19 protein-coding genes are annotated in these 24106 nt (G+C 60.0%); 5 read left to right on the top strand and 14 right to left on the bottom strand.

Annotation, left to right across the window (positions count from 1 at the left end; translation table 11 throughout):
• Positions 1-56 precede the first annotated feature (56 nt).
• The 8 genes from KI811_RS17240 to KI811_RS17205 form a co-directional block, all read right to left on the bottom strand.
• A complete protein-coding gene (locus KI811_RS17240; RefSeq protein WP_214187709.1) occupies positions 57-3113 on the bottom strand; it encodes a GAF domain-containing protein in 3057 nt (1018 codons plus the stop codon).
• A 127-nt stretch (positions 3114-3240) separates the two neighbouring features.
• On the bottom strand, positions 3241-4953 hold the full coding sequence (locus KI811_RS17235) for a methyl-accepting chemotaxis protein (RefSeq protein WP_214187708.1): 1713 nt from the start codon (positions 4951-4953) through the stop codon (positions 3241-3243).
• 35 nt (positions 4954-4988) lie between these two features.
• Positions 4989-5552, bottom strand: coding sequence for a CheB methylesterase domain-containing protein (locus tag KI811_RS17230; RefSeq protein ID WP_214187707.1), 564 nt, complete (start codon positions 5550-5552; stop codon positions 4989-4991).
• Positions 5553-5555: 3 nt separating this feature from the next.
• The gene (locus KI811_RS17225) at positions 5556-5966 is read right to left on the bottom strand and encodes a response regulator transcription factor (RefSeq protein ID WP_214187706.1); all 411 of its coding nucleotides are present in this window, start codon (positions 5964-5966) and stop codon (positions 5556-5558) included.
• A 356-nt stretch (positions 5967-6322) separates the two neighbouring features.
• Positions 6323-7975, bottom strand: coding sequence for a methyl-accepting chemotaxis protein (locus KI811_RS17220; protein WP_214187705.1), 1653 nt, complete (start codon positions 7973-7975; stop codon positions 6323-6325).
• A gap of 106 nt (positions 7976-8081) precedes the next feature.
• Positions 8082-11684, bottom strand: coding sequence for a DUF748 domain-containing protein (locus KI811_RS17215; protein ID WP_214187704.1), 3603 nt, complete (start codon positions 11682-11684; stop codon positions 8082-8084).
• Between the two features lie 132 nt (positions 11685-11816).
• A complete protein-coding gene (locus KI811_RS17210; RefSeq protein WP_214187703.1) occupies positions 11817-12386 on the bottom strand; it encodes a class I SAM-dependent methyltransferase in 570 nt (189 codons plus the stop codon).
• Between the two features lie 27 nt (positions 12387-12413).
• A complete protein-coding gene (locus KI811_RS17205) occupies positions 12414-13313 on the bottom strand; it encodes a mechanosensitive ion channel family protein (RefSeq protein WP_214187702.1) in 900 nt (299 codons plus the stop codon).
• 332 nt (positions 13314-13645) lie between these two features.
• On the opposite strand from KI811_RS17205, the gene hcp reads away from it, so the two are divergent.
• Both hcp and KI811_RS17195 read left to right on the top strand, forming a co-directional pair.
• Complete coding sequence (gene hcp / locus KI811_RS17200) at positions 13646-15298, top strand: hydroxylamine reductase (RefSeq protein ID WP_214187701.1); 1653 nt, start codon at positions 13646-13648, stop codon at positions 15296-15298.
• A gap of 249 nt (positions 15299-15547) precedes the next feature.
• A complete protein-coding gene (locus KI811_RS17195) occupies positions 15548-17149 on the top strand; it encodes a methyl-accepting chemotaxis protein (RefSeq protein WP_214187700.1) in 1602 nt (533 codons plus the stop codon).
• An 81-nt stretch (positions 17150-17230) separates the two neighbouring features.
• On the opposite strand, the gene KI811_RS17190 is transcribed toward KI811_RS17195, so the two are convergent.
• The gene (locus tag KI811_RS17190) at positions 17231-17791 is read right to left on the bottom strand and encodes a nitroreductase family protein (RefSeq protein ID WP_214187699.1); all 561 of its coding nucleotides are present in this window, start codon (positions 17789-17791) and stop codon (positions 17231-17233) included.
• 115 nt (positions 17792-17906) lie between these two features.
• Entirely contained in the window at positions 17907-18644 is a 738-nt protein-coding gene (locus tag KI811_RS17185) for a DUF3108 domain-containing protein (RefSeq protein ID WP_246551844.1), read from the bottom strand.
• A 163-nt stretch (positions 18645-18807) separates the two neighbouring features.
• Between KI811_RS17185 and KI811_RS17180 the strand changes: the two genes are divergently transcribed.
• From KI811_RS17180 to KI811_RS17170, 3 genes are all read left to right on the top strand, one after another.
• Positions 18808-19518: a cytidylate kinase-like family protein gene (locus KI811_RS17180; RefSeq protein ID WP_214187698.1), complete on the top strand. Its 711-nt coding sequence runs from the start codon at positions 18808-18810 to the stop codon at positions 19516-19518.
• Between the two features lie 86 nt (positions 19519-19604).
• Complete coding sequence (locus KI811_RS17175; RefSeq protein ID WP_214187732.1) at positions 19605-20495, top strand: RluA family pseudouridine synthase; 891 nt, start codon at positions 19605-19607, stop codon at positions 20493-20495.
• 298 nt (positions 20496-20793) lie between these two features.
• On the top strand, positions 20794-21657 hold the full coding sequence (locus tag KI811_RS17170) for a cytochrome C (RefSeq protein WP_214187697.1): 864 nt from the start codon (positions 20794-20796) through the stop codon (positions 21655-21657).
• 256 nt (positions 21658-21913) lie between these two features.
• Here KI811_RS17170 and rplI read toward each other — a convergent pair whose 3' ends face one another.
• From rplI to rpsF, 4 genes are read right to left on the bottom strand one after another with little or no spacing between them, the layout of a single operon-like run.
• Complete coding sequence (rplI, locus tag KI811_RS17165) at positions 21914-22360, bottom strand: 50S ribosomal protein L9 (RefSeq protein WP_214187696.1); 447 nt, start codon at positions 22358-22360, stop codon at positions 21914-21916.
• A gap of 23 nt (positions 22361-22383) precedes the next feature.
• Positions 22384-23331 carry a YybS family protein gene (locus tag KI811_RS17160; protein WP_214187695.1) on the bottom strand — a complete coding sequence of 316 codons (948 nt, stop codon included), beginning with the start codon at positions 23329-23331 and terminating at the stop codon, positions 22384-22386.
• Between the two features lie 15 nt (positions 23332-23346).
• Positions 23347-23667 carry a 30S ribosomal protein S18 gene (gene rpsR / locus KI811_RS17155; protein ID WP_004514573.1) on the bottom strand — a complete coding sequence of 107 codons (321 nt, stop codon included), beginning with the start codon at positions 23665-23667 and terminating at the stop codon, positions 23347-23349.
• A 21-nt stretch (positions 23668-23688) separates the two neighbouring features.
• Positions 23689-24045, bottom strand: a complete 357-nt coding sequence (gene rpsF, locus KI811_RS17150; RefSeq protein WP_214187694.1) for a 30S ribosomal protein S6 — start codon at positions 24043-24045, stop codon at positions 23689-23691.
• Positions 24046-24106: the final 61 nt, after the last annotated feature.

Here is a 24106-nt window from a genome sequence, read left to right as displayed (position 1 = left end):
GGTTTCTTTATGTGATGCATGGGTAACCATGTAAATCTGCAAAATGGTTGTAACAATCATGCCCCCCCTGCCCCTCCGAACATCACACCCGCCCTACCCGCACTCGTACTGAGCGCCTGGCTGACCTTCCGCAACAACTGCTCGCTGGTAAAGGGCTTCGGAAGGAAATTGCCCCCTTCTTCCAGCCTGCAGTTGTGGATTTTTACCTCGTTGGTGTAGCCTGAAATAAAGACCACCGGCAGATCGGGCCGAAGCCTTTGCAGCCGTTCAAAAAGCTCAGGACCGTTCATCCCCGGCATGATCACATCGGACAGCAGCAGGTCGAAGGCGTAGGGTGCGGCCTGCGCAATCTCGTACGCCTCGTCGGGATTCGGGGCCACCAGCACTCCGTAGCCCGCGTATTTCAGCATCTGAACAATCATCTCCCTGACCATCCTGTTGTCCTCGACCACGAGAACCGTGCTGCTGCTTACTGAATGTTCCGGATGGCTGCCATTGCCCTTTGGCTCCGGGGCACTGGCTGATACCGTCTGGGCCTTTGCCGGCAGGTAGATGGTAAACGTGGTCCCTTTCCCCACGCGGCTTTCCACGGCAACATATCCCTCATGCTGTTTCACAGTGCCGAAGACCGTTGCCAGCCCCAGTCCCGTTCCGTGGCCAACCTGTTTGGTGGTAAAAAACGGCTCGAAGATGTGGGACAGGGTTTCGTCATCCATGCCATGACCGTTGTCGGCAAAGGCGAGCAGGATGTGGGGCCCCGGCTGCATGCCGGGATGGAGCCTGGCGTATTCGTCGTCCAGGAGAACATGACCGGTGTTGATGGTGATGGTGCCGTTCCCTTTGATGGCATCCTGGGCGTTCACCGCCAGGTTGAGAAGCATCTGCTCGATCTGCCCCCGGTCGGCCATGACAGGGGCGGTGCCTGGGGCCAGATTCATGCGGATGGCGATGTTCTCCCGAATGGTGCACCGCAGGATGTCATGGAAGGATTGGATTGCCTCGTTCAGGTCCAGGGGCTGCATGTTGAGTCTCTGCCGACGGCCGAAGGAGAGCAGTTTCTGGGTCAGCCCCTTGGCCTTGTGGGCGGTCTTGAGAATGCTTTCCGCCATTTGAGCCTGTGGCGTTTCTTGCGGGAGCCCCCTTTTGATCATGTCCGCATAGCAGAAAATAGGGGTCAGCAGATTGTTGAAGTCGTGGGCGATTCCGCCCGCAAGCTGGCCAATGGCTTCTATCCTCTGAATGTGGCGAAGCTGTCCCTCCAGGTGTTCGCGCTCTTCCTCCTGGCGGACCCGGCCGATGGCGATGCTTGCCAGATGCGCGGCCGACTCCAGCAGGGCACGCTCCCTATCATCCGGGGAGTGTGGCTCCCGATGGTAGACCGCGAAGGCCCCGAGCAACTCGCCATCCGAGGAGAGAACCGGCTGGGACCAGCATGCCCTCAGCCCCGCTTCCCGTGCGGGCTGGAACCCCTTCCAGTAGGGGTGGCGCGTGATGTCATCGACGATTACCGGTTGCCTCAGGTGGGCCGCAGTGCCCGACGATCCCATCCCCTGGGCGATGCGCAGCCCGTGCACTGCCTGGTTGTACTCTTCCGGCAGGCTGGGGGCGGCGCCATGGAGAAGACGCTTGCCGGTCTCATCGGCAAGGAGCAGGGATCCGATGGCACCGGGAATCTGCTGTTCCACAAAGTAGACAATCTGGTCGAGCAATGACGCAAGGGGAGCCCCGGTCGCCAGTTTCTCCAGTATCATCAGGCGGGCCAGCTCACGCATTTCGGACCGTTTCCGTTCCCGCACATCCCGCGCAATACAGAGGAGGAACGCTCCCCCGCCGCTCTCCATGGGGTGAGCGTGGACCTCGATGGGTACCGATGAGCCGTCCTTGGCCAGGAGCGCTGCATCGAACATGGCTTCGCCATCCCTCATGGCCAGCAGCAGGTTGGTTTTCGTGTGGTCCACGCTCTCCGGAGGCTCCAGGTCATGGAGCACCATGTCCGTCAACTCATCATGACTGAATCCGCTCATTCGGCAGAGTGCCTGGTTGAAGTGCACCAGGCGCCCTTCATGATCGATCTGCAGGATGGCGTCATTGGCGGCGTCGATCTGGGCCGCCTTGATCCGCAATCTCTCCTGGTGGCTGCGCAGGCCGGTCTGTGCGATATTCAGCCGGTCAAGGTGGCGGAACATGAGGCGTGTCAGACTGACGATGACCAGGCAGAGAGCGAATGTTACAGCCCCCTGAAGGAGCGCCTTTCGGGTCCAGGGCTCAAGGACGTCGTCACGATTGAGTGACACCGCCGCCACTGCGGGAAAACGGGAAAGACGTTTGTAGGAAATTATTCGCGGAGTTTTGTCGATGATACTGGAGCTGGCGTGAAACGTACCGGAAGGCGACGAGGGCAGCCAGATGCGGAACAGTTCTGAGTTCCGCATATTCGATCCGTAGATATTGTGCACATAGGGCTCAAATACCAGCGGGGTGCCGTCGGTGCGGAATACGGCAATCCTTCCATGGGAGCCGATGCTTGAGGCGGTGAAGAATTTCTTGAAATAGTCTACCTCAAAGGCGACCGCCAGAAAGCCGGCGAATTCCGTACCGGGCGGGTTGAGGGGCCGGATGAGGTTAAAGCGCCATCGTTTTACCAGCCGGCTCATGACCGGTTTGCTCAGGTACAGGTCCGCTGCGGGATTTTCGAGGTAATGGCGGAAGTACTCGCGGTCGGAAACGTCGATCTGCCGGGGGGGATACTCCTGGGAGTTGTTGAACATGATGCCGTTCTTGCCGGTGATGAACAGGGCGCCGATCTGCGGCGAATCCCCTCCCTGCCGCCGCAGAAGCTCATAGAGCTCCGCCTGGGGGATCCGCTCGGCCCCCCCGGCCATTTTGATATCATGAATCAGGTCCTTGATTACCCGGTCGGTCTCGGCAAAGGCGCTTTCCGTATGCTCGCTGAGGGCCTGCGCGTATCCGGACGCGGTCTTTTCCGCCTCACTGAGGATGTCCCGGTATTCAGTCGCGATGCTCCACACTGAAATGGAGATAACGGCAGCCAGCACAATGCCGACAAAGATGCTGAGCCGCCGCTTGAATTCCTCAATGTTAAGTTCCGGCATAAGGTGCTGTGTTCCTAACCTCTGTTTACATGAGGCTCAATGCTTTCCCCTCACCCGGCCTTCGGCCACCCTCTCCCCACGGGAGAGGGGCAGGGGCGAGGGGTAATTGTGAAACATCAGGAGCCGGTTACATCCTGAACTGGGCCACGATCCGCTTCAGCTCGTCAGCCATGCCGGCCAGCTGGCTTGCGGCATTGGCCGTGTTCTGTGAGCTGCCCGAGGCATCGGATATCACCGCGGTTATCTCGTACATGCTCTTGCTGATCTCGTTGGTGGTGGCGCTCTGCTGCTCGGCGGCAGTTGCTATCTGGTTGATCTGGCTCGTGAGCTCCGCAACCTGGGCCAGAATTTCCTCGAGGGCCTCTCCTGACCGGCCCGCTTCCGCGGTCCCCTTTTCCACCTCGTGCACCCCCTCTTCCATGGCGGCCACGGCGGATTTGGTCTCCTGCTGGATACTCTTGATCATCTCGCTGATTTCGCGGGTGGCCTTGGTGGTGCGCTCCGCGAGGGCCCTCACCTCATCGGCCACCACGGCAAAGCCGCGCCCCTGTTCACCGGCCCGTGCCGCCTCGATGGCCGCATTCAGGGCCAGGAGGTTGGTCTGGTCGGCGATGTCCTCGATGGTTCCCACGATGTTGCCGATCTGCTCGGACCGGACACCCAGGGATTCGACGGTTTTTGCCGACTCCTGGACCTTGTGGGCAATGCGCTGGATGCTGCTGACCGCGTGGCTCACCACCTGGGACCCATCCTGGGCTGTCTGGGTTGCACGGTTGGCGATCTCGACGGTCCGGATGCAGTTGTGGGCGATCTCGGAAGAGGTGGCTGCCATCTCCTCGCACGATATGGCCACCGACGTGGACTGGGTCGAAGCACGCTCCGTTCCGCTGGCGATATGTCCCGCGGTCTCGTTGAGGTGGTCCGCCGATTTGGCCACATCCACGGCGTTCTGATTGATCCGCTGGACGATCTCCTTCATGTTGTCGAGGAAACGGTTGAAAGAGCGGGCCAGCGAGCCGGTTTCATCTTCCCGCTCCACGGCGAGGCGCCGGGTGAGGTCTCCGCCACCCTTGGACATATCATCCAGGTTCGTGTCAACGTAGCCGAGGGTCCGGGTGATCCCCCGGCTCACAAAATAGGCAAGGAGGAGGCTTATGAGGGCCATGAGGCCGTTCAGGGCCAGGAACATCCACCGGACCTTGCTGATGTCCTTTTCCACGTCGTCGATGTAAATGCCACTTCCGACCACCCATCCCCACGGCTCGAACTTCTTGACATAGGACAGTTTGGGGTAGAGTTCGGAGGTTGTGCCCCCCCCCTCCTTGGGCTTGTTCCATTCGTAGTTCACGAAGCCGTGCCCCGACTTCTGCACCACCTCCGCAAAGGCAACAAAGAGGTTCTTGCCGTCGAGGGGTATCTCCTTCCCGTCCGTTCCCTCGATCATGCCGGTCGCCTTGTTGAACTTGGGGTCATCCAGCACCTTGCCATCAAGTGCCGAGAGGGTTGGATGCATGATCATTTTGGGGGGATTTCCCAGGTCATTGATCCAGAGGTATTCCTTTTTCTCATAGCGCATCTTCGAAAGGATATTCGCAGCCTTGAGCTGGGCCTCTGCGAGGGGCTCCTTGCCGCTCTTGACCAGTTCGTTCTCCACTTCGAGAACCGCCATGGCTGTTTCCACCACATGCCGCGTTGCGTCCCGCTTCTCCTTGGTGATCTTCGTCTCGAGTTTCGGCAGGAGAAAGGAGAAGAGCCCTCCCAGCATCAGTATGACGCTGAGGACCGTTATGAACATGATTTTGTTCCGGATCTTCCAATTCTTGTACCTGGTTACTCTCATGTGCCTTCCCCCTTTGGGATGCGGTTGGATGGATATTATGTGAAAAGTTCCGCAAGCTTGTCAGCGATTCGTTCGGTGGAGAGGACAAAGTCGATCATCCCCGTGGCCTCGGCCGCTTTGGGCATGCCATAGATGACGCTCGTCGCCCTGTCCTGGGCAATGGTCACTGCTCCGCATCGTTTCATGTGGGCGATGCCATCGGCGCCGTCATGGCCCATTCCGGTCAGGATGACGCCGGCCATGCGGGCGCCGGGTTTCGGAATGACGCTCTTCATGGCGACGTCGATGGACGGGCAGACGGAGTTGACCTTCTCGCCGGCTGCAAGGCGTATGGTCTGATTGGCGACGAGGTGCAGGTGAAGCGCTCCCGGCGCCAGGTAGACGGTGCCATGGCGTATGGCATCGCCATCCCGTGCCAGTGCAACGGGCATGGCGGAGACCCGCTGCAGGGAAGCGACAAAGGACCGGTCAACGAGCGGGATAATGTGCTGAACGATCACAACACCGGCATTGAGGACCGGAAGACGGGGAAACAGCGACTCAAACACCTTGAGTCCTCCCGTCGATGCCCCTATGACCGCCAGGTTGGGCAATGGCATGGCTCAGTTCCCGCCTCGCATCTGCTCCAGGCAGCCAAGGTACGTACGGACCGTTGCAATCATCTCGGAAGGTTCGAACGGCTTCGTAATGTAGTCGAACACCAGTTCCTGCAACCCTTCCATCTGTTCATCGGGCTCGTCGACGGAGGTCAGCATGGAGATGATATTGCCGGCCACAAGGGATTCGTCAGCCATTGCGCGGATGGTTTGCCAGCCGTTTCTGTACGGCATCATGACGTCCATGAGAATGACCCCCCTGAACCCTTTCCGCAACAGGTCCAGGCATTCGTCCCCGTTCTCCGCGGCCACCGCGGCAATCCCCTCGCACGCGAGGAGTTTAACCACCGCATCCCGGATGAAAGGTTCGTCGTCCACGATCACGACCTGTGCTGTATCCGGATGGTCTGTTGCCATACATGCCTCCTGCCTGAAGCGTGAACCGGTCTCTGAACCCTCTTCGCCGCTTTCGGAAAGTCTGGTCAGCGGACAATTCCCGTGACCGGCGAAACGCGTAAGCGAGGCGATCGGCGCCAAATTCTGGAACTTAGTTTGCTTTGCGATGAAACGCCGTTTCCTTGCTTATCGTCAGGAGCGGGAGAAACTTTAGCCGAATTGTCAAGACAGGCTGGCGGAGCACCGAAAACCAACATCCCCTGTGGCGTTTGTGAAGGAGATACTTTTGCTTCGGTTGAAGGATGGTTGATGTAAATATGAAAAAAGGGCGACCGTATCGGCGGTCGCCCCCTCCTTTGTTCGTGCCCGGACGACTGTTACGCCACCCTGAACCGCCCCACCAGATTATTGAGCTCGGCGGCAAGTTCCGCTACCCGCGATGCCGCCTGGGCCGACTCCTGGATACCCATGGCGGTTTCCTGGACCACCTCGGAAACCTGCTGGACATTGCCGCTGATCTCGCCGGTGGTTGAGGTCTGCTGCTCGGCGGCGGTGGCGATCTGGTTCACCTGCATGGCCAGTTCGTTGATCTGGTCCATAATGTCGCGCAGGGCAGCGCCGGACTGTTGGGCATCGGCAGTCCCAGCCTCCACCTCGTGGACCCCTTCCTCCATGGCGGCAACCGCGCCCCGGGTCTCCTGCTGGATCGTCTTGATCATCTCGCCGATCTCACGGGTCGCTTTCGTGGTCCGCTCGGCCAGTGCCCGGACCTCATCGGCCACAACGGCAAAGCCGCGCCCCTGTTCGCCGGCCCGAGCCGCCTCGATTGCGGCGTTAAGGGCCAGGAGATTCGTCTGGTCGGCGATGTCCTGGATGGTGCCGATGATTTCGCCAATCTGCTCGGAACGGGAACCGAGGCTCTCGACGGTCTTGGCGGAACTCCGCACCCGGTCGGCGATCCGCGCCATGCCGTCCACGGTCCTCTTCACCACCGTGGCGCCGCCGGTGGCCGACTCCGTTGCCCGGCGGGCCGCGTCGGCGGCCATCTGGCAATTCTGGGCGATCTCCGCGGCGGTGGCCGCCATCTCCTCGCCAGCAGTGGCAACGGTTCCGGTCTGGGCCGCCACCTCCTCGACGCCGGTGGCCATCTGCTCGGCGGTGCAGTGAACCTGTGTTGCGGCCGTGGCCACCTGCTCCGCATTCCCCCGTATTCCCGCGATAACCTGGGCAAAGGAATCGGCAGTCTCGTTGAAAGATCCCCCGATGGCCCCCAGCTCGTCGTTGGAGAGCCCGGTGGCGCGCCTGGTCAGGTCGCCGGCGGACACGGCCGCGGCAACGGATGCCAGCTCCTCGGAGCTGCGGCGCAGGGAACGGATGATGATAAGGCTCAGCAAAATTCCTATGGCTATGGATGCGGCAAGTCCGGCAAACATGATAAGCCTGTCGGCACGGTAGGTCTTGTCGTCCTGCTCGAAGTCCTCTTTTGCCGCGGCAAATTCCCGCTTGATCATTTTTTCCAGTACTTCGTTGGCCGGTTTGAAGAGCGGGTTCACCTTCTTGAGGGTAAGCTCCACGGCGTCTTTATATTTCCCGGCCAGGATCGCCTCGCGCACGGGAACGAGCCCCTCCTGCACAAAGGCTTCCCTCGCCGTCTTGAACTCCGCGGCGAGCTTCTTGTCTTCCTCGGTTTTGGGAAGCTTCTCATATTCCGCCAGGAGAGCCGTGATCTCCTCGATATTCTTGGCCACAATGTCGATGTGCATGGTGAGGGGATGGTCGTGGAGGGCGCTGAATTCACTCTTGGGATCATGCTGGAGACTGAGAAGGAGCTGGATGCGGTTGTCGCGCATGAGGGCCGCGATCCTGCTGAGGATCTGCACGCTCTTCATGTTCTCCTCATAGAGCGCATGGCTGGTTTCATTGGCGGCCTTCATCCCCGACAACCCGAGCATGCCGAAGACGATGAGCATGACCGAAAAAAACGCGACGATGAAAACGATCCGGGCCTTGATGGTGAGTCTGAACGCCATATGCTTTTCCTCCCCTGAATGCGGATTTCCGCCCCGCCACACACGACGCGCAGAGATCCTTACATCTCGTTTCGGAGAATTTTCGCAAAACTTGAGAGGAATGTTTTTACTGGACCGCCGCCCCGAATTCCACCCGTGCGGCCCCCCCCTTCTCGGCGGGCGCCTTGTGGATGTCGTCGGCCCTGAGGAAGAGGCGGGCCGGGTCCACCTTCCCCGGACCCGCCAGGAAAGCCTTCACCGCCCCCGCCCGCTCGGCTGCCAGCGCCTTCAGCTCCCCTTCCCCCACCCGGGTATTGGCGAGGATCAGCTTGCGCATCTCGGCATCGGGAAGGTCCTTCTCGAACCCCAGGATGTTGCGGGGCTTGGGGAATTTTTCCTTCTTGTAGACCGCCTTGAGGTAGCGGGATGCCTCATCGGGAGCTATGACCATGGTTTCAGCCGAATCCCCCGGCTGGTTCCGCTTTTCCTTCACGAGCACCAGGAATTTTTCGGCCTTCATCTTCCGGGTCAGCAGTTCGACGCGGTACCCCTCGGGGTCCCGCTCGTTGTCCACGTATCCCTTGATGTCCACCTTGAGGGAAGGCCGGTCGTTGAGAGCCTGGGCGATCTTTGCCAGCTTGGCCTGCTCGGCCTCGGCCAGATGGGCCGATCCGGCCGCGAAGGAAATGACGCTGAAGTCCTCCTTGCCGCCGAAGGCCGACTGGAGAAGGGAGAAGGGAGAGGTTGCCGCCTTGACGAGGAGATTCTTGAGGATCTGCCAGACCACGCGCCAGACTCTGAACTGGGGATCGTCGGTGCGGCCGGTGACCGGTATGTCCAGGTGGATCTCGCCCTTGCGGTCCTTGAGGAGAGCCACGGCCAGCCTCACCGGGAGGGTGGTGGCCTTGTTGCTCTCGATCTTGTCGCCGAAGGTGAGCTGGTCGATGAAGACCTTGTTCTCGGAATTGAGCTGCTTGTTCTCGATGGTGTATTTCAGGTCGAAGGAGACCTTGCCCCGGTCGATGCCGTATCCCACGTAGGTTCCCGAATAGGGGGTCAGGGGGGTCAGGTCGATGTCGGCAAAGCGCACCGTGATGTCGGCGTAGAGGTCGTCGCGCAGAGGGTTGAGCTTGCCGGTAATTTGGAGCGGCGAGAGGTTCTCCAGGTTCCCCCGCAGGTCCACGTCGGCAAACCGGCTCGCCTCGGAAGAGAGCCCGCTGATCCTCCCGCCGAGATTGTAGAAGGTGGTGTCGTACTCCCGGCTCATGTGATGGTCGGAGAAGGCAAGGGTCCCCTCCTGGAGGATCACGGTATCAATGGCGATCTGGCGCTGGGGCTTTGCCGGCTGAACCGACTGCATCGCTTGCGGTGGTGCCGGTTGCACCGCTTTGGTAACAGGGGCCCGTTGCCCCCCCTGTTGCTCCCCTTCGTTCCCCTTCCCCCCTTCCGGCGTATAGAGCTTTTGGAGGTTAAGGCGCCCATCTTTGCCAATGACGATCTTGGAGAAGAACTTGGCAAGGGAAACCTCGCCGATCTTCAGAGAGAAGGGGGCGAGGCGACCCGACATTTTATCGAGCTGAAGACTGTCCCAGGTGAGGAGGTCATCGGCGTCGGCGTCGAGACAGTGGAAAGAGCGGACGCCAAGGTTGCCGGCAAAGGTGCCGCCGACCCCCTCGCCCCGTTTTGCCACGGCATAGGTAAGGCGGGTGTCGAGGGCGCCGTCCGCCAGGATGATGTTGAGCCCCTCGGGGAGGTAGGCGTCGAAATCAGTGAGGGGAATCCGCCGCAGGGTGATCTCCCCCTTCGCCGCAAGGGGGGCGGGGGTGACGCTTCCCGAGGCGGCGAGCGCCCCCCCTTTCCCATAACCAGCCGCGAGGCGGTAGGGGATGGTCTCCAGCCGGGGGCCGGTGATGTTGCTGACGTTGAAGCCGATGCGGCGCAGGTCGAAGCGGGGATTGCCGACGGCCTTTCGGTCGGTGAAGGAGAGGCCGAGGCCGCTGGCGGCCACCGAGGCGATACGGTAGCTGAAGGGCTTGCCGGCGGGAGGACGGGGTTTCCGCGCCGCCGGCCCCTTGGTGGCCTCGGTCTTTTTCACGAGCATGAGGGGGGAGAGGTTCCCGACCTCGTCCCGGGAAAGGCGGATATCCCCGCCCGCCAGGGTCACCTGGGCTATCTCCAGGCGGTTTTCCTTCTGGCTGAACCTCCCCCCTGCGGCCTCCACCCGGGCGAGACGCGCCCCCTCTTTGGGGCCGAAGGGGGCGGCAAGGTTGGCGAGCCGCACTGCGATCTTGTCGGCCGACAAGCCGGCCGCGGCATCGTAGGCCACCTCTCCGGACAGGTCGAGCTTACCGGTGACCGGGGCGGTGAGAGCACCGGCTAGGTAGGGGTAGAAGGCGTCGAGCACGACCCCCTTCAGGTCGACCGCGGCGGTGGCAGCCAGGGGGTCGGGGGAGAAGCCCCCCGTGATGCGGGCGGTTTCCCCCCTGCCCGTGGCAAAGGAGAGGGTGTAGTCGGCCTTCTTTCCCGGCCGGGTGGAAAAGCCGCGAAGGGTGCAGGCGATCTCCCGGGCCTCGGCCTTGAAGCCCTTCGGCGGCATGGCATCGGCCACTGTCACGGTGCCGTTGCGCAGCGTCACCTCCGCCACGTCGATGATCGGTTTCCCCGGGGGCTTTTCCTTGGATTTACCCTGGGGCTTTGCAGCCGGCTCCTTCGGCTTCTCTCCCGTAGAGAGGCGGGACACGTTCCACACCCCCTTCCCGTCCCGCGCCAGGTGGAACACGGGACTATCCAGGGTAACGGAGGTAAGGGAGATGGCGGGGGCAAGAAGCTCGCTCTTGCCGATAACCACGCCGAGCCGGTCAAGGGCGGCCAGGGGCGCGCCGTCCGTCCCGGCTGCCTTCAGGTTGGCCAGGGACAGCTCCCCGGTCATGACGAGTTCGGGATTCTTGTTGGCGTCGATGCGGTAGGTCAGGGCGAGCTTCGTGGCTGCCGTCCCCCGCTCCACGCGGACCGGAAGCTTTGCCGGCACGTAGGCCAGGTAGTAGGGGATATCCAGATCCTTCAGGTTGATGTCGAGGGAATAATCTGCAGCAGAGACGAAGGGACGGAGCTTTCCGTCCAGGGCCAGGGGAGAGCCGTTCACCACGGCGCGAAACCGGGGGGCGATGAAGATCTCCGCATAGTGGGGAATGGTGCTGACAAAGGGGACGCCCAACTCCAGCCCGCTGACCCGGTGACGCTTCTCGGCGGCGAGCCCCTGGTCGATGAAGTCGATGGAGCCGTTGGTGATGGCAATATTGGAAACGGAGAAGCGGGCCCGCGCCTTTGCGGGCTCGGGTTTCTCGGGCCCCTTCTTTTCGAGGAGATCCGAGAAATTATAGGTGTTCGCCCCGGTTCGCACCAGATGGACGTAGGGAGAGCGAAGTCGGGCCTCGGAAGCGATGGGGGCACCGCGGAAGAGGGAGGCGGGGCTCACGGCAACCCGGGCGCTGGAGAAGGAGGCGAAGGTCGTGGTCCCGTCCCGCTCGGTAAGGCGCACGCCGCGCACCTCAGCGTTCCAGGTGAAGGGGTTGATGCTGACTGCGCCGATGGAGAGCTTTCGGCCGGTGGCCTCCTCCACCGCCCGGATGGCTCGCCCCTTCACGATTCCCGGCAGGACGAAGGCGGTGAACGCCGCCAGGATCAGGAGAAAAACGCCGCAACCGATGAGGATTTTGTGCCAGGTTTTCATGCTCGTCCTCCAGCCCCTAACCTCTGCCAGGCGGGGCGCTTCTCTCTTAAAATGTGCCAGAACCAGGCATCGTGTCAAAGAAAAAGGCCGCTTGAGCGGCCTGACTTCATGGTTTCAGGAAGTTACCTATACCTAGCTGTGTCGGTAGATGAGCTTGGCGGTGGGGGTCGCGCTGTCGGGATACTCCCCGCAGAAGAGGATGGCGCCGGGAAATGGCGCGAAGAGCCGCGCCAGCTCGCCGGGTTGGAGGAGAAATTCCTTCCGGTGGGGGACCGGCGCAGTGGGGGATTCGAGGATGGTATCAAAGATGATGACGCCCCCCGGGGTGAGGGCCGCCACCTCCCGGGGAATCAGCTCCCTGAGGAGAAAGTTGAAGTTGATGATGAGGTCGTATGTTTCGGTGAAGCGGAATTTTTCCAGGTCCGCGAGGCGAAACTCGCAATCGAGCCCCTCCCGCCCGGCCCAGTGGCGGGCTTTCTCCACCGCCACGGGGGAGATGTCGAGACCAGTGACGCTGAACCCCTGCCGCGCCAGGAAGATGCTGTTCCGCCCCTCGCCGCAAGCGATGTCCAGGGCCTTTCTGCCGGGACAGAGGCATTTCACCTCCTCAATCCGCTCCGCCAGGAATCGTGAGGGGGTCTCCCCCAGAAGGAGCTCCTCGCCCCGATACCTCTCATCCCACCGCGCGCTGTCGTCGCTCATGGCAGCCGCCCGTTGCAGTCGGATTCCTTAGCCATTCTCCCCGCCACCCCGCATTTTCACCTCCAGGTTCCCTTCCCGGATACGCACATCGCGCAGCGAAATATTGGAAACCTTGATCCCGTGTTCGTTGAATTTGTCATAAATGGCGAAATTGAGAGCACTGACGAGCATTCCCTTGCGGTGGACCATCGTAGTGGTCCAGGCGCGGAGTTCGAAACCAAGCCCGCTACCGGTATACTGGAGAAAGCGCACGCCGGGAGCGGGCTTTTCGAGGATGTCCTCATTTTCCGCCGCCGCCTCCAGAAGGAGCCTTTCCACCAGTCGCACGTCGCATCCATAAGGGACCGGCACCGGGATCTTAAAGCGCACATTATGGTTATCGTGGCTCCAGTTCACGACGTTTTCCGTGACGAATTTGGAGTTTGGAACGATGATGGAAATATTGTCGTTGGTCACCACTGTTGTGCTCCGGGCGTTAATCCTCCGCACGGCTCCCTCCACGTTTCCCACTTCAATCCGGTCGCCAACCTTTATGGGGCGTTCGAATAGAATGATGATCCCGCAGACGAAGTTGCTGACGATATTCTGGAGCCCGAAGCCGAGGCCGAGTCCAACGGCACCGGCCAGGACATTCAGGGCGGTAAGGTCGATCCCGGCAGTCTGGAGGATGATGACGAAGCCGACCACAATGACGAAGTAGCGGATGATGGTTCCTATCGCTTCGCGGACACCAACCTCGACGTAGAATTTGGCAAGGAGACGATCGACAAGCCACTTTTTCAGTTTCCCCGTTAAGTAGAAAAGGAGAAAAAACAGAACAATAAAATAGAGCACGGCCCAGAGGGTGATTTCCATCCCCTTGAGCTTGATAAGCGGAACATTCAGAAGCTTCCGGACCATTTCCAGCCAATCCGTAATGGAATTCACAGCGGCCTCCTTGTTTTCACGCCGGGCCCATGGAACCACAAAGATGTCATTGGTAATGGATTTTTAGGGCCCAGAAGCCGGGCATGGATAGATTGTAACGGCTCCCTTCAATATAGCAATCTGCATACGCGATGGCGCTTGGCAATTCTTCATCGGCTCTATTTCCATCCTGCCGCCAATCTCCTAAATCTTGACCAAGGTCAAAGATAACGGCATAGAGGTGCGCTATCACTAGATCACACGAACGATTGCAAATGAACGGCAAGCAGGTAAAGTTTAGGATACTTTCTCGCGCAAAAACTGTCACAACCACTCAAAGGAGGAAACAATCAATGGGAATGTTCTGTAACCAGTGCGAACAGGCTGCCAAGGGCGTAGGCTGCGACATCATCGGGGTATGCGGCAAGAATCCCGAAGTGGCCGCTCTTCAGGATCTCATGCTCTACGGACTCAAGGGGCTCGCCCTTTACGCCGACAAGGCCCGGGAGTTCGGCGTAAAGGAAGAGAAGATCGATTACTTCGTCCTTGAGGGGCTTTTCACCACCGTCACCAACGTGGACTTCGACCCGGTCCAGATCGCCGGCAAGCTCCGAAAGTGCTATGACTACAAGGAACGGATGAAGGCCCTCTACGAGACCGCCTACCGGGAGAAGACCGGCGGCCATGCTCCCCAGATCACCACCGGCCCCGCCGCCTGGGTCATCGCAGGCGACCTGGAAGGGCTCGTCAAGCAGGGAGAAGAGCACGGCGTCAAGAGCCAGCACACCGATCCCGACATCCTCTCGGCCATCGAGATCGTCATTTTCGGCCTCAAGGGCATGGCCGCCTATGCCGACCATGCCTACATCCTCGGCAAGAAGGACGAGGAGGTTTTCGCCCTCTTCCACAAGGCCCTGGCCGCCACCACCGATCCGGGCAAGGGGCTCATGGACTTCGTGGGACTCGCCATGGAGATCGGCAAGGTGAACATCAAGGTCATGGGAATGCTGAATGAGGGACATGTGGAGCACTACGGCCACCCGGTCCCCACCAAGGTCCCCATCGGCACCCGCAAGAACAAGGGTATCCTCGTGTCGGGCCACGATCTCCGCATGCTGGAAGAGCTCCTGAAGCAGACCGCCGGAAAGGGGATCGACGTCTACACCCACGGCGAGATGCTCCCGGCCCACGGTTATCCCGGCCTCAAGCAGAAGTATCCGCACCTCTATGGCAACTTCGGCGGCGCGTGGCAGGATCAGGCGAAAGAGTTCCCCGGCTTCCTCGGCGCCATCATCTTCAACACCAACTGCATCCAGCGTCCGGCAGATTCCTACAAGGACCGCCTCTTCTCCTGGGGCCAGGTTGGCTGGCCCGGCGTGAAGCACGTCAGCGGCTGGGACTTCTCCGAAGTCATCAACAAGGCCCTCGAGTGCCCAGACCTCCCCGACGCGCCGGAGAAGGAGATCCTCACCGGCTTCGGCCACAACGCCGTCCTCGGCGTGGCGGACAAGGTGATCGAGGGTGTGAAGGCCGGCGCCATCAAGCGCTTCTTCCTCATCGGCGGCTGCGACGGCGCCAAGCCGGGCCGCAACTACTACACCGAGTTGGCAGAGAAGGTGCCCAATGACTGCGTCATCCTGACCCTGGCCTGCGGCAAGTACCGCTTCAACAAGCTTGAGTTCGGCGACATCGGCGGCATCCCGCGGCTTCTCGACGTGGGGCAGTGCAACGACGCCTACTCGGCTCTCCAGATCGCTCTGGCCCTGGCCGACGCCTTCAAGTGCGGCGTCAACGACCTGCCGCTCTCAATCATCCTCTCCTGGTACGAGCAGAAGGCCCACGTCATCCTTCTCTCGCTGCTGCACCTGGGAATTAAGAACATCAAGATCGGCCCGGCCCTGCCGGCCTACCTCTCCCCCAACGTCCTGAACTTCCTGGTGGAGAATTTCAACCTGGGCCAGGTCACCACGGCGGAAGCCGACCTCAAGGCGGCCCTGGGGCAGTAACCTCCCTTCCCCACTCGCTGCAAAAAGGCGCGGAGAGCATTCTCCGCGCCTTTTTGCGTTTTCCCCGCCACTATTTCCCACACACGGCTGCCATAAAAATATTCTACTTAATATTACCAAATGATTACTCAAGACTTTGCACGCCATGCCGATACGATAACCATACACCCTTGGAGAATGCCTGCTCCCCCTTCGCGGATCACTAATCAGCTCTATACGGCTCCATGAATATTCGTTCGGAGGCATACAATGAAGCTCAGCACAAAAATCTCTCTCATCAGTGCATCACTTCTTGCGGTATCGGTGGTTCTGACAAGTGTCATCATCATGTCGGCCCTTCACCGGGACATGTCAAAACTGGCAACGGAATCCCAGGAAAGCCGAATGAAGACCTTCTGGGAACTGCTCGGGCAAAAGGGGACGGAATGGAAAGTGGCGGATGGCACCCTGAAGGTCGGCGACTACGCAGTCAACGGCAACTTCGAGCTTCCGGACAAGCTGAAAGGGCTGTGCGGAGGTACCGCAACCATCTTCATGGGGGACAAGCGGGTCTCCACGAACGTGCTTAAGCCCGACGGGAGCAGAGCTGTCGGAACCGCCCTGCAGGGGGCGGCCTACGACGCCATCTTCAAGGAAGGGAAGCCGTACCGGGGAGAGGCAAAAATCCTCGGCACCCCCTACTTCACGGCCTATGACCCCATCAAGGACGCCAGCGGCAAGATCATCGGCGTCCTCTACGTGGGCGTCAAGGAAAGCGAATTCATGAGCTCCTTCAACCGCCTCATCTGGATTGTCGGCGGTCTGGTGTTCGTTTTCATAGCCCTGTCGGCGGCATTGATCAAAATCTTTGTCACCCGTTCCCTGAAACGGCTCGACAAGGCGGTGGAGGTCCTCGCCCAGGCGGCTGACGGGAATCTTGGCGTACGGTTGGAGAAGAGACAAGGAAAGGACGAAATCGATCTCCTGACCGGATCGGTCAACACGATGCTTGACCAGGTGGGCGCTACCCTGACTGAGGTCATTTCCGCATCGAACCAGGTGGCAGCGGCTGCCGGCCAATTGCAGGGCTCGGCGATCCAGATCGCCACCGGGGCGGAAGAGGTGGCCGCACAGGCCGGCACCGTGGCAACGGCCAGCGAGGAGATGGCCGCCACGTCGCTCGAAATCGCCCACAACTGTACCATGGCGGCCGGAAGCGCCGGCAGGGCCAACGGGTCTGCCGATTCCGGCGCCTCCGTGGTAATGGCAACGGTCGAGGCAATGAACACCATATACGGCCAGGTTCGCGATGTGGCCCGGAGCGTGGCGAACCTCGGCACCCGAAGCGACCAGATCGGAGAGATCGTGGGGACCATCGAGGACATTGCCGACCAGACCAACCTGCTGGCGCTCAATGCTGCCATCGAGGCGGCCCGTGCCGGTGAGCAGGGGCGCGGGTTTGCAGTGGTGGCCGACGAAGTTCGGGCACTGGCTGAAAGAACGACCAAGGCCACCAAAGAGATCAGCCAGATGATCAAATCCATCCAGCAGGAGACTTCGGCGGCGGTATCGTCCATGAACCACGGCGTCACCATAGTGCAGGACAGCACCCAGAAGGCGGGCGAATCGGGAACCGCCCTCACCGAGATCAAGGCACAGATCGATTCAGTGGCGCAACAGGTGAGCCAGATCGCCACCGCGGCCGAGCAGCAGACTGCAACCACCACCGAGATCAGCAATAACATTCAGATGATAACCCAGGTGGTGGGAGAAACGGCCAAGGGTGCCCAGGAGTCCGCGGAAGCGGCAAGCCATCTCCAGGAGATCTCCGAAGGGCTCCGGCAAATGGTGGCACATTTCCGCATGGGCTGACTTCTGGCGGCAAGCAGCAGAAAAGGCGCGGAGATCGCTCTCCGCGCCTTTTTCTTCACCTTCTGTCGTTGCCGTCAGGGTTTACGCCTGATACTTCCCATAGTGGACAATCTCATCCAGAGGCTTGCGTGACGGCCCGGCCTTAGGCGCCTCAAGAGGATATCCCAAAGGAAAGAGCCCAACGATCCGAAGCTCCGCCGGGATACCGAGAAGTTCTCCCAGTTGCTGCTCGTCAAAGACGCCGACAAAGACGCTCCCCAGCCCCAGGTCGTGGGCGGCAAGCATGAGATTCTGGGCCGCAATACCCACATCGGTCAGGTAATACTGCTGCCCTCGCAACTCCCCGGATTGAGGCGGTTCGCCGCAGGCGATGATCACCACCGGCGCTTCGGTCAGGGCCTTCTGGGCCGGATTCGACTTGTACCCCTTCGGGCCGAAGTAGGCCTCCACGTAGGAGAGCTCGCTGATCTGCGCCTTGGTTGCCTGATCCTCCACCACAACAAACCGCCAGCACTGCATGTTTGCCCACGACGGAGCGAGTCGCGCCGCATCCAGCACCGCCCGAAGCTTGTCGGGCTCCACCGGCCGATCGGAAAACTTGCGGACGCTTCTCCTCGTTCTGATTGCTTCCAGTGTCTCCATGTCCAGGGTTCCTTTCTCCATTGAGATTTGTCAGCGTACCGCAACGCCTTTGTATCAACCAGCAATTTCAATCCGCCGTCATCTGAGGCTACCGGAACAACTCTCCGCGCGCACATCACTTGCCGGGAATCCACTCCACCAGCGTCGCCGTGACACTCCCCACCGTAACCTTGGTTCGCGCCCTTACCGGGATGCGCCGTTCGTCGTCGGTGAGCCAGATGTGGACCGTCCCCTTCCCCTCGAATACCCCCTCGGATGCCACCATCGGCTGGATGACGATGGTATCCACCTCGCCAAGGACCGTCTTGATCCGCTCCTTTCGCAAGACCCGGACCGCGATCCGCCGCTGCCGCTTGCTGTCGAGGATATTGACGGTCGGGGATTTCCCCACCTCCAGCGGCAAGTAGCGAATGTAGTAGAAGCTGCCGTAAACGTCAATGGTATCCATGGGAATGGCAATATCGGCCTTATCCCCGTTCGTGTTGTCGCGATAGCGGGCCACGCCCCGCTCCTGTTCGAAGAAGATCTCCCGGTCCCGTCGCCGGCTCCCCTCCCGGGTTTTCAACCGGTAATGGCGGGCCAGGCCAGGGAAGTTGCCGCGACTGCTGTCGTAGGAGCTTTCGATCCGGTCCTCCACCGGAAAGAAGGTCGACAGCCAGTCATTGGAGCGGGCCATGGAAACGATTTTCCGCGTGGCTCCGTCCTCCGTAATCTCCTGGCTCGCGGTGCCGACGGATATCCCGGTCCAGGAAAGATCGTAGACAAGTTTCTCGGGGACTTTCGGCTCTGCCATCGCCTGCGTGGCCCACACGACCAGCACGAGAACCATCATTGCACCGCGAATCAGTCCCATAACACCTCCGTCCCTCTCTCCCTCAAGTAAGTCCCGCGTCGTCTGTCAAGTATCCCACAGGGCTACAGGAACTCAACCCCCTTGACTACCGGCCGGCACAAGGCACAATTGAGTCAGGGTGTCCGCAACAGCATAAACAGAACGCGGACCAAAGGAGGATGCCATGCCGGAGAAACTGCTCGTGCCATCCATTGAACAGAGGCTCGCTGCAATGGTTGAGGTGGCCCGCCGGATGAAGGGGAAAACCGAGACCGAAAAACGTACCGGACACAAACCAACCATCACCATTTCGCGGGAATTCGGCTGCGAGGGATATCCCGTTGCCGAACAGCTCAGGGAGCTTCTCGAACACTCTACCAAGGACCCATGGGTCATCATGGACAAAGCGCTGCTCGAAGAGGCCGCGAAACATCATGACATTTCCGAGACGGTTTTCCAATCCCTCGGCCACCGCCCCCGCTTCCTCGACGACATGATCGCCACCCTCACTCCCCGTTGGAAGAGCGAACGGGACCACTACAAGCTTCTCTGCAACCAGATTGTCTCCCTGGCCGAGACAGGCAACGTAATCATCATGGGAAGGGGAAGCTCCATCATCACCCAGCAGATGAACAACTGCCTCCATTTCCGCATCTACGCCTCCCACCATTTCAAGGTGCGCTCCATTGCGCGGCGCGCAAAACTTTCGGCCCAGGACGCAGAGCATTTGATAGAAAGAAAGGAGAAGGAGCGGGTCAAGTTCATCCGCGACTTCCTCGACCGGGATATCAGCGACCTGAGTCTCTATCACCTCGCCTTCAATAACGACAGGAACTCGGCCGCGTGCATCGCCCAGACCATCGCCGACTACCTCTGTCGAAAGGCAGCAGGCTGAATCCTGAAGCTGACACGCAAGGGGAGAGCGACGCCCACCGCCGCTCTCCCCTTGCGTTCGCCAACGCCGGCGTCTATACTCCTCCCATGCTCACGTTTTCCATTGCCGAATCCGACCACTGCCGCAGGGTGGAGAGCTTTCTCAGGAACCTCCTCCCGAACGCCCCCCTCGCCTACCTTGGCAAGCTCACCCGAAGCGGGCACCTGACCGTCAACGGCCACCCGGCCACGCCCGACACCCTTCTCGTGGCAGGGGACACACTATCCCTCAAGGAAAGCAGTCGGACCAAGGAACTCATGGCCACTGCCCCTCCCTCCCTCGACATCCTTTTCGAGGACGACCGGATCGTCATCGTCAACAAACCACCCGGTTTGCCGGTACACCGGACCGCCGAAAATGAGCAAACCCTCGTGGATGTCGCCGAAACGTTCCTGGCCCAACGGGGTACCCCGACAAAGCTTCGCCCCGTGAACCGCCTCGACCGCGGCACCTCAGGGGCCACGATCCTTGCCAAAAGCGCCACCAGTGCCGGCATCTTCGGCCGCTTCGTCAAGGAGACCGGCCTCGGCAAGCTCTATCTGGCCATTGCAGACGGCAAGCTGCCGGCTGAAGGGACCATCGACGTACCACTGGAAGGCAAAGAGTCCCAGACCCACTACCGCACCCTCTTCCAAGGCAAGGATGGGGCACTGCTCCTTGTCACCCCCATCACTGGCCGCATGCACCAGATCCGCAAACATCTCGCCCTCACCGGCCACCCCGTGCGAGGAGACCGCCGTTACCGGGGTGCTCCCCTCGCGGCATACCCCGGTCACTGCCTCCACGCCTTTCTGGTTTCCTTCCGGCATCCCGTTTCCGGGGAAGAAACCGTCATCCATGCCCCTCTTCCCGAGGCTTTGCTCGAACAGTTGCGCCGGTTATGCGGCGACTTGTATTCCCCCTTACTCCTCTCGCTGTCATCGTTGCCAATGCCATAGGTCTGAAATACAGAGCCATACAAACGGCAACGGCAGAGATAGCTATTGCTCCCGGATTCATTCTCTTTCTTCAGGCGAAGTCAGTCGACAATTCGAAACAGAGCTTTCTCCCTGATTTCATTATGTTTTTTTTGCAAACTTATTACCTTTTTCTAATTGACTGAGCGCAGGAGAAGTGGCATAATTCACCCCGCTTCAGCCGGGGTACGCCCCGCTGCCGTTCATGTGAGACACGCTCCCCCACTGGGAAAAGGAGCAACTACCTTATGTCATGTGCGAAGAGCACAGAGGAGGAACGATGAATGTTGTAAGACGCATCAGGCTCTTTGCCGTTGCTGGCCTCACCCTGGCAGTCTCACTCTGCCTGGGAGCGGGAAGCCCGGCCAAGGCCGCCCCGGCCGCCCCGAAACTCGTTCAGGATGACTGCGTGAAGTGCCACGCCAAGCCCCCGGCAGACATCGCCAGCGCCGGCGCCGGCCACAAAAAGATCACCTGCTTCGACTGTCACGCAGGCCACCGCCCCGCATCGCAGAACAACATCCCCAAGTGCAGCCAGTGCCACACCGGCAAGAAGCACTATGAGCTTGCAAACTGCCTCGGGTGCCACAAGAACCCCCACACGCCGCTCAACATCGTCCTTTCCGGCAACATAACCGATCCGTGCGTCTCCTGCCACACGCAGCAGATCGAGCAACTGAAGCAGTTCCCGAGCAAGCACTCCAAGCTCTACTGCTCCACCTGCCACAACGTCCACGGCAAGATTCCGGCCTGCACCCAGTGCCACAAGCCGCACTACTCCGAGCAGACTGCCGGTGACTGCAAGAAGTGCCACAAGGCCCACCAGCCCAAGAACGTTGCCTACGGCAAGGAAGTTCCCAACAAAGATTGCGGCGCCTGCCACAAGAAGGCCCTCGACCTGCTGACCGCAAGCCAGGCCAAGCACAAATCCCTGGCCTGCGTATACTGCCACCAGGACAAGCACAAGATGGTCCCGGCCTGCCAGAGCTGCCACGGCGTTCCGCACCCGGCTGCCATGATGGCCAAGTTCCCGAAATGCGGCGACTGCCACAACATCGCCCACGACCTGAACCGCTGGAACGTTCCGGCTAAAGCAGAAGCGGGCAAAGCCGCTCCGGCGAAGCCTGCCAAGAAAAAGAAATAACTCAACTCCCCGTTGATGAAAAAAGGCCTGCGCACTCGGTGTGCAGGCCTTTTTTTTCACTCGATTATTCCTGTTGCACAACCAGAGCACGGATGCAAGGCTTAGAGAGAACGCCGCCGTTACCCTTTTTCGCCAGAAAACCTATCAGGTTCCGAAATTCGGCGCTCCATCAGGCACAGGCTCTTTGACGCGCACAACAAGAAAAGGGCGGCCCCAAATGGGAACCGCCCTCACCTGCATACATGTAAACCGCGACCTATTCGGCCTTGGTAACCACCACTTTAAGTGAAGCTGCAACTTCCGGATGCACCTTGACAGAGGCGGTGTACTCGCCGATGTGCTTGATCGGCTCGGCAAGGACAATCTTCTTCCGGTCGATCTCAATGCCCTTGGCCTTCAGGTGCTCGGCAAGTTCCATGTTGGTGACGGCACCGAACAGCTTCCCTTCCTCGCCGGCCTGATGCACGATAGAGAGCGTCAGCCCCTCGATCTTTGCGGCAAACCCTTTTGCCTGCTCGAGGACCTTGTTGCGCTTGTACTCGAGCTGACGCTTGGCATGGTCAAGGGCCTTGGCGTTCTTCTCGGTTGCTGCGATCGCATACCCTCTCGGAAGGAGGTAGTTGCGGGCATAGCCCGGTGCTACCTTCACGATGTCGCCGATGTGACCAAGATTTTCCAGATTTTCTTTGAGAATCACTTTCATTGTTTTTCCTCCCAGCCTGAATGTTACAGGTTTTCATAAATTCGCGGCCTGCGGAAGTTCGCCCACAGATCAAAAAGACCGAGAAGCGCTACCGCCAGAACCAGATACGCCTGCAGTAGGAGCAGGACATAGAAAAAAATCTTGAAGAACGCCGGCACTCTGTAGCTCGCAAAAAAATGGGCAACCACGGCGAGCCCCTGCATAACATAGAGAAATCCGGTAACAACCACTACATTAAGAGCTACCTCCTGAACGACGCCATTGTCGATCAGGAGGGCAAAACCGGCGGCAATCAATCCCCACACCAGATACTCGGGATTTTTGAAGCTGCTGAACGGGGTGTCCGGAAGTTTGACCGTCAGCCTTTCCCGGAACCGGCGGAGTATGAGCAGATTGATTCCGGCAACTGCAGCAAGGCTGACCAGAAGCATTGCCGGATATATCCGCCCAAAGATGTCGCCAACCTGTTGCAGTCCTTCTTTGAGAAACTGGAGATCTTCACCCGATGCGCCCTTTGCCTTGTAAAGAGCCAGGGTCTGTTCCAGATTTGTCTTGATCGCCGCCGTCACCTGACGGTCAAGATCTATCCCCGTTGCAATCCCATAGCTAACAACAGAAATGGTGGCGACCACTGCTACCGTGAATACCGCTGAGGCGAGTGCGCGACTGACGCTGTGCCCCCGTGCAAGAAAGTGGGGAAGAACAACCGAAAGAAGCCCTGCCTGAAGCAGATACAGGACAGCTACCGACAGGCCGCCAACCAGAATGAAAATCAGAGCTATTGCAGAAATTGCAATAGCTCCGACCATCCAGCGCCCCGACTTCAGTTGATAATAGAGAACGGGAAGAGGGGCCACAACTCCCGCTATCATTCCCAACAGAGGGACCTGCAGGTAGACGATGAAAATCACTACCGACAGGCACACCCCCTTGACGATGTCGAGGATGATACCCCGGTCGCCAGTTACCATCGAGCGTTCCGCCGCTTACGCGACAACGTGCGTGGAGGCAATCGGAATCAGGGCAATGTTGCGGGCCCGTTTGATCGCTTCGGTAATCTCACGCTGGTGCTTGGAGCAGTTGCCGGAAATCCGGCGCGGAACGATCTTGCCCCGCTCGGTTATGAAGGAGCGGAGGACGCGGGGATCCTTGTAGTCAATGACGAGATCCTTGTCCGCGCAGAAGCGGCAAACTTTCCGGCGCTGGAAGGGTCTTCTCTTGCGCGGGCCGTTGCCGCGGTACTGGGGCCGTTCGGGCCGCTCGGATCTTTCAGTTCTTTCGGGTCTTACAGTAGTTTCTTCGCTCATCTATCCTGAACCTCCGATCTCTTATTCAGCGGCTTCGGCGGCCGGCGCCGTTTCCACAGGAGCAGCCTTCGCTGCGGGGGCTGCGGTTTCCTTCTCGATCTTCACGCTCTGGTAGCGCAGGACCTTGTCATCAAGGCGAAGACGCCGCTCCAGTTCTGCGATCAGAGCAGCGTCACCGTCGAAGCGGACGTAGTAGTACCGGCCCCGCGCACTCTTATTGATCGGGTATGCGAGTTTCCTCACCCCCCAGTCCTCCAGCCGATGGAGATCGCCCTTCATCGTGGCAATGATGTCCGTCACCTTGGCATTGAGCCCCTTGAGCTCATCGTCGCCAAGGTCCGGCTGGACGATCACTACCGTCTCATACTTCCGTACCATGTGTATTTCCTCCTCGCGGATTAGTAGCCCCGGTCCGACCCGGAGCAAGGAGCGTGCGACC

It is taken from the genome of Geobacter hydrogenophilus (genome assembly GCF_018501225.1).
Classification (GTDB): domain Bacteria; phylum Desulfobacterota; class Desulfuromonadia; order Geobacterales; family Geobacteraceae; genus Geobacter; species Geobacter hydrogenophilus.
This window is presented reverse-complemented; position numbering and strand designations above follow the sequence as displayed.

Excerpts from the sequence above, each read along its gene's own strand:
- KI811_RS17240 (WP_214187709.1), bottom strand. The coding sequence starts at position 3,113 with ATGCCGGAACTTAACATTGAGGAATTCAAGCGGCGGCTCAGCATCTTT.
- KI811_RS17235 (WP_214187708.1), bottom strand. The coding sequence starts at position 4,953 with ATGAGAGTAACCAGGTACAAGAATTGGAAGATCCGGAACAAAATCATG.
- KI811_RS17230 (WP_214187707.1), bottom strand. The coding sequence starts at position 5,552 with ATGCCATTGCCCAACCTGGCGGTCATAGGGGCATCGACGGGAGGACTC.
- KI811_RS17225 (WP_214187706.1), bottom strand. The coding sequence starts at position 5,966 with ATGGCAACAGACCATCCGGATACAGCACAGGTCGTGATCGTGGACGAC.
- KI811_RS17220 (WP_214187705.1), bottom strand. The coding sequence starts at position 7,975 with ATGGCGTTCAGACTCACCATCAAGGCCCGGATCGTTTTCATCGTCGCG.
- KI811_RS17215 (WP_214187704.1), bottom strand. The coding sequence starts at position 11,684 with ATGAAAACCTGGCACAAAATCCTCATCGGTTGCGGCGTTTTTCTCCTG.
- KI811_RS17210 (WP_214187703.1), bottom strand. The coding sequence starts at position 12,386 with ATGAGCGACGACAGCGCGCGGTGGGATGAGAGGTATCGGGGCGAGGAG.
- hcp (WP_214187701.1), top strand. The coding sequence starts at position 13,646 with ATGGGAATGTTCTGTAACCAGTGCGAACAGGCTGCCAAGGGCGTAGGC.
- KI811_RS17195 (WP_214187700.1), top strand. The coding sequence starts at position 15,548 with ATGAAGCTCAGCACAAAAATCTCTCTCATCAGTGCATCACTTCTTGCG.
- KI811_RS17190 (WP_214187699.1), bottom strand. The coding sequence starts at position 17,791 with ATGGAGACACTGGAAGCAATCAGAACGAGGAGAAGCGTCCGCAAGTTT.
- KI811_RS17185 (WP_246551844.1), bottom strand. The coding sequence starts at position 18,644 with ATGGGACTGATTCGCGGTGCAATGATGGTTCTCGTGCTGGTCGTGTGG.
- KI811_RS17180 (WP_214187698.1), top strand. The coding sequence starts at position 18,808 with ATGCCGGAGAAACTGCTCGTGCCATCCATTGAACAGAGGCTCGCTGCA.
- KI811_RS17175 (WP_214187732.1), top strand. The coding sequence starts at position 19,605 with ATGCTCACGTTTTCCATTGCCGAATCCGACCACTGCCGCAGGGTGGAG.
- KI811_RS17170 (WP_214187697.1), top strand. The coding sequence starts at position 20,794 with ATGAATGTTGTAAGACGCATCAGGCTCTTTGCCGTTGCTGGCCTCACC.
- rplI (WP_214187696.1), bottom strand. The coding sequence starts at position 22,360 with ATGAAAGTGATTCTCAAAGAAAATCTGGAAAATCTTGGTCACATCGGC.
- KI811_RS17160 (WP_214187695.1), bottom strand. The coding sequence starts at position 23,331 with ATGGTAACTGGCGACCGGGGTATCATCCTCGACATCGTCAAGGGGGTG.
- rpsR (WP_004514573.1), bottom strand. The coding sequence starts at position 23,667 with ATGAGCGAAGAAACTACTGTAAGACCCGAAAGAACTGAAAGATCCGAG.
- rpsF (WP_214187694.1), bottom strand. The coding sequence starts at position 24,045 with ATGGTACGGAAGTATGAGACGGTAGTGATCGTCCAGCCGGACCTTGGC.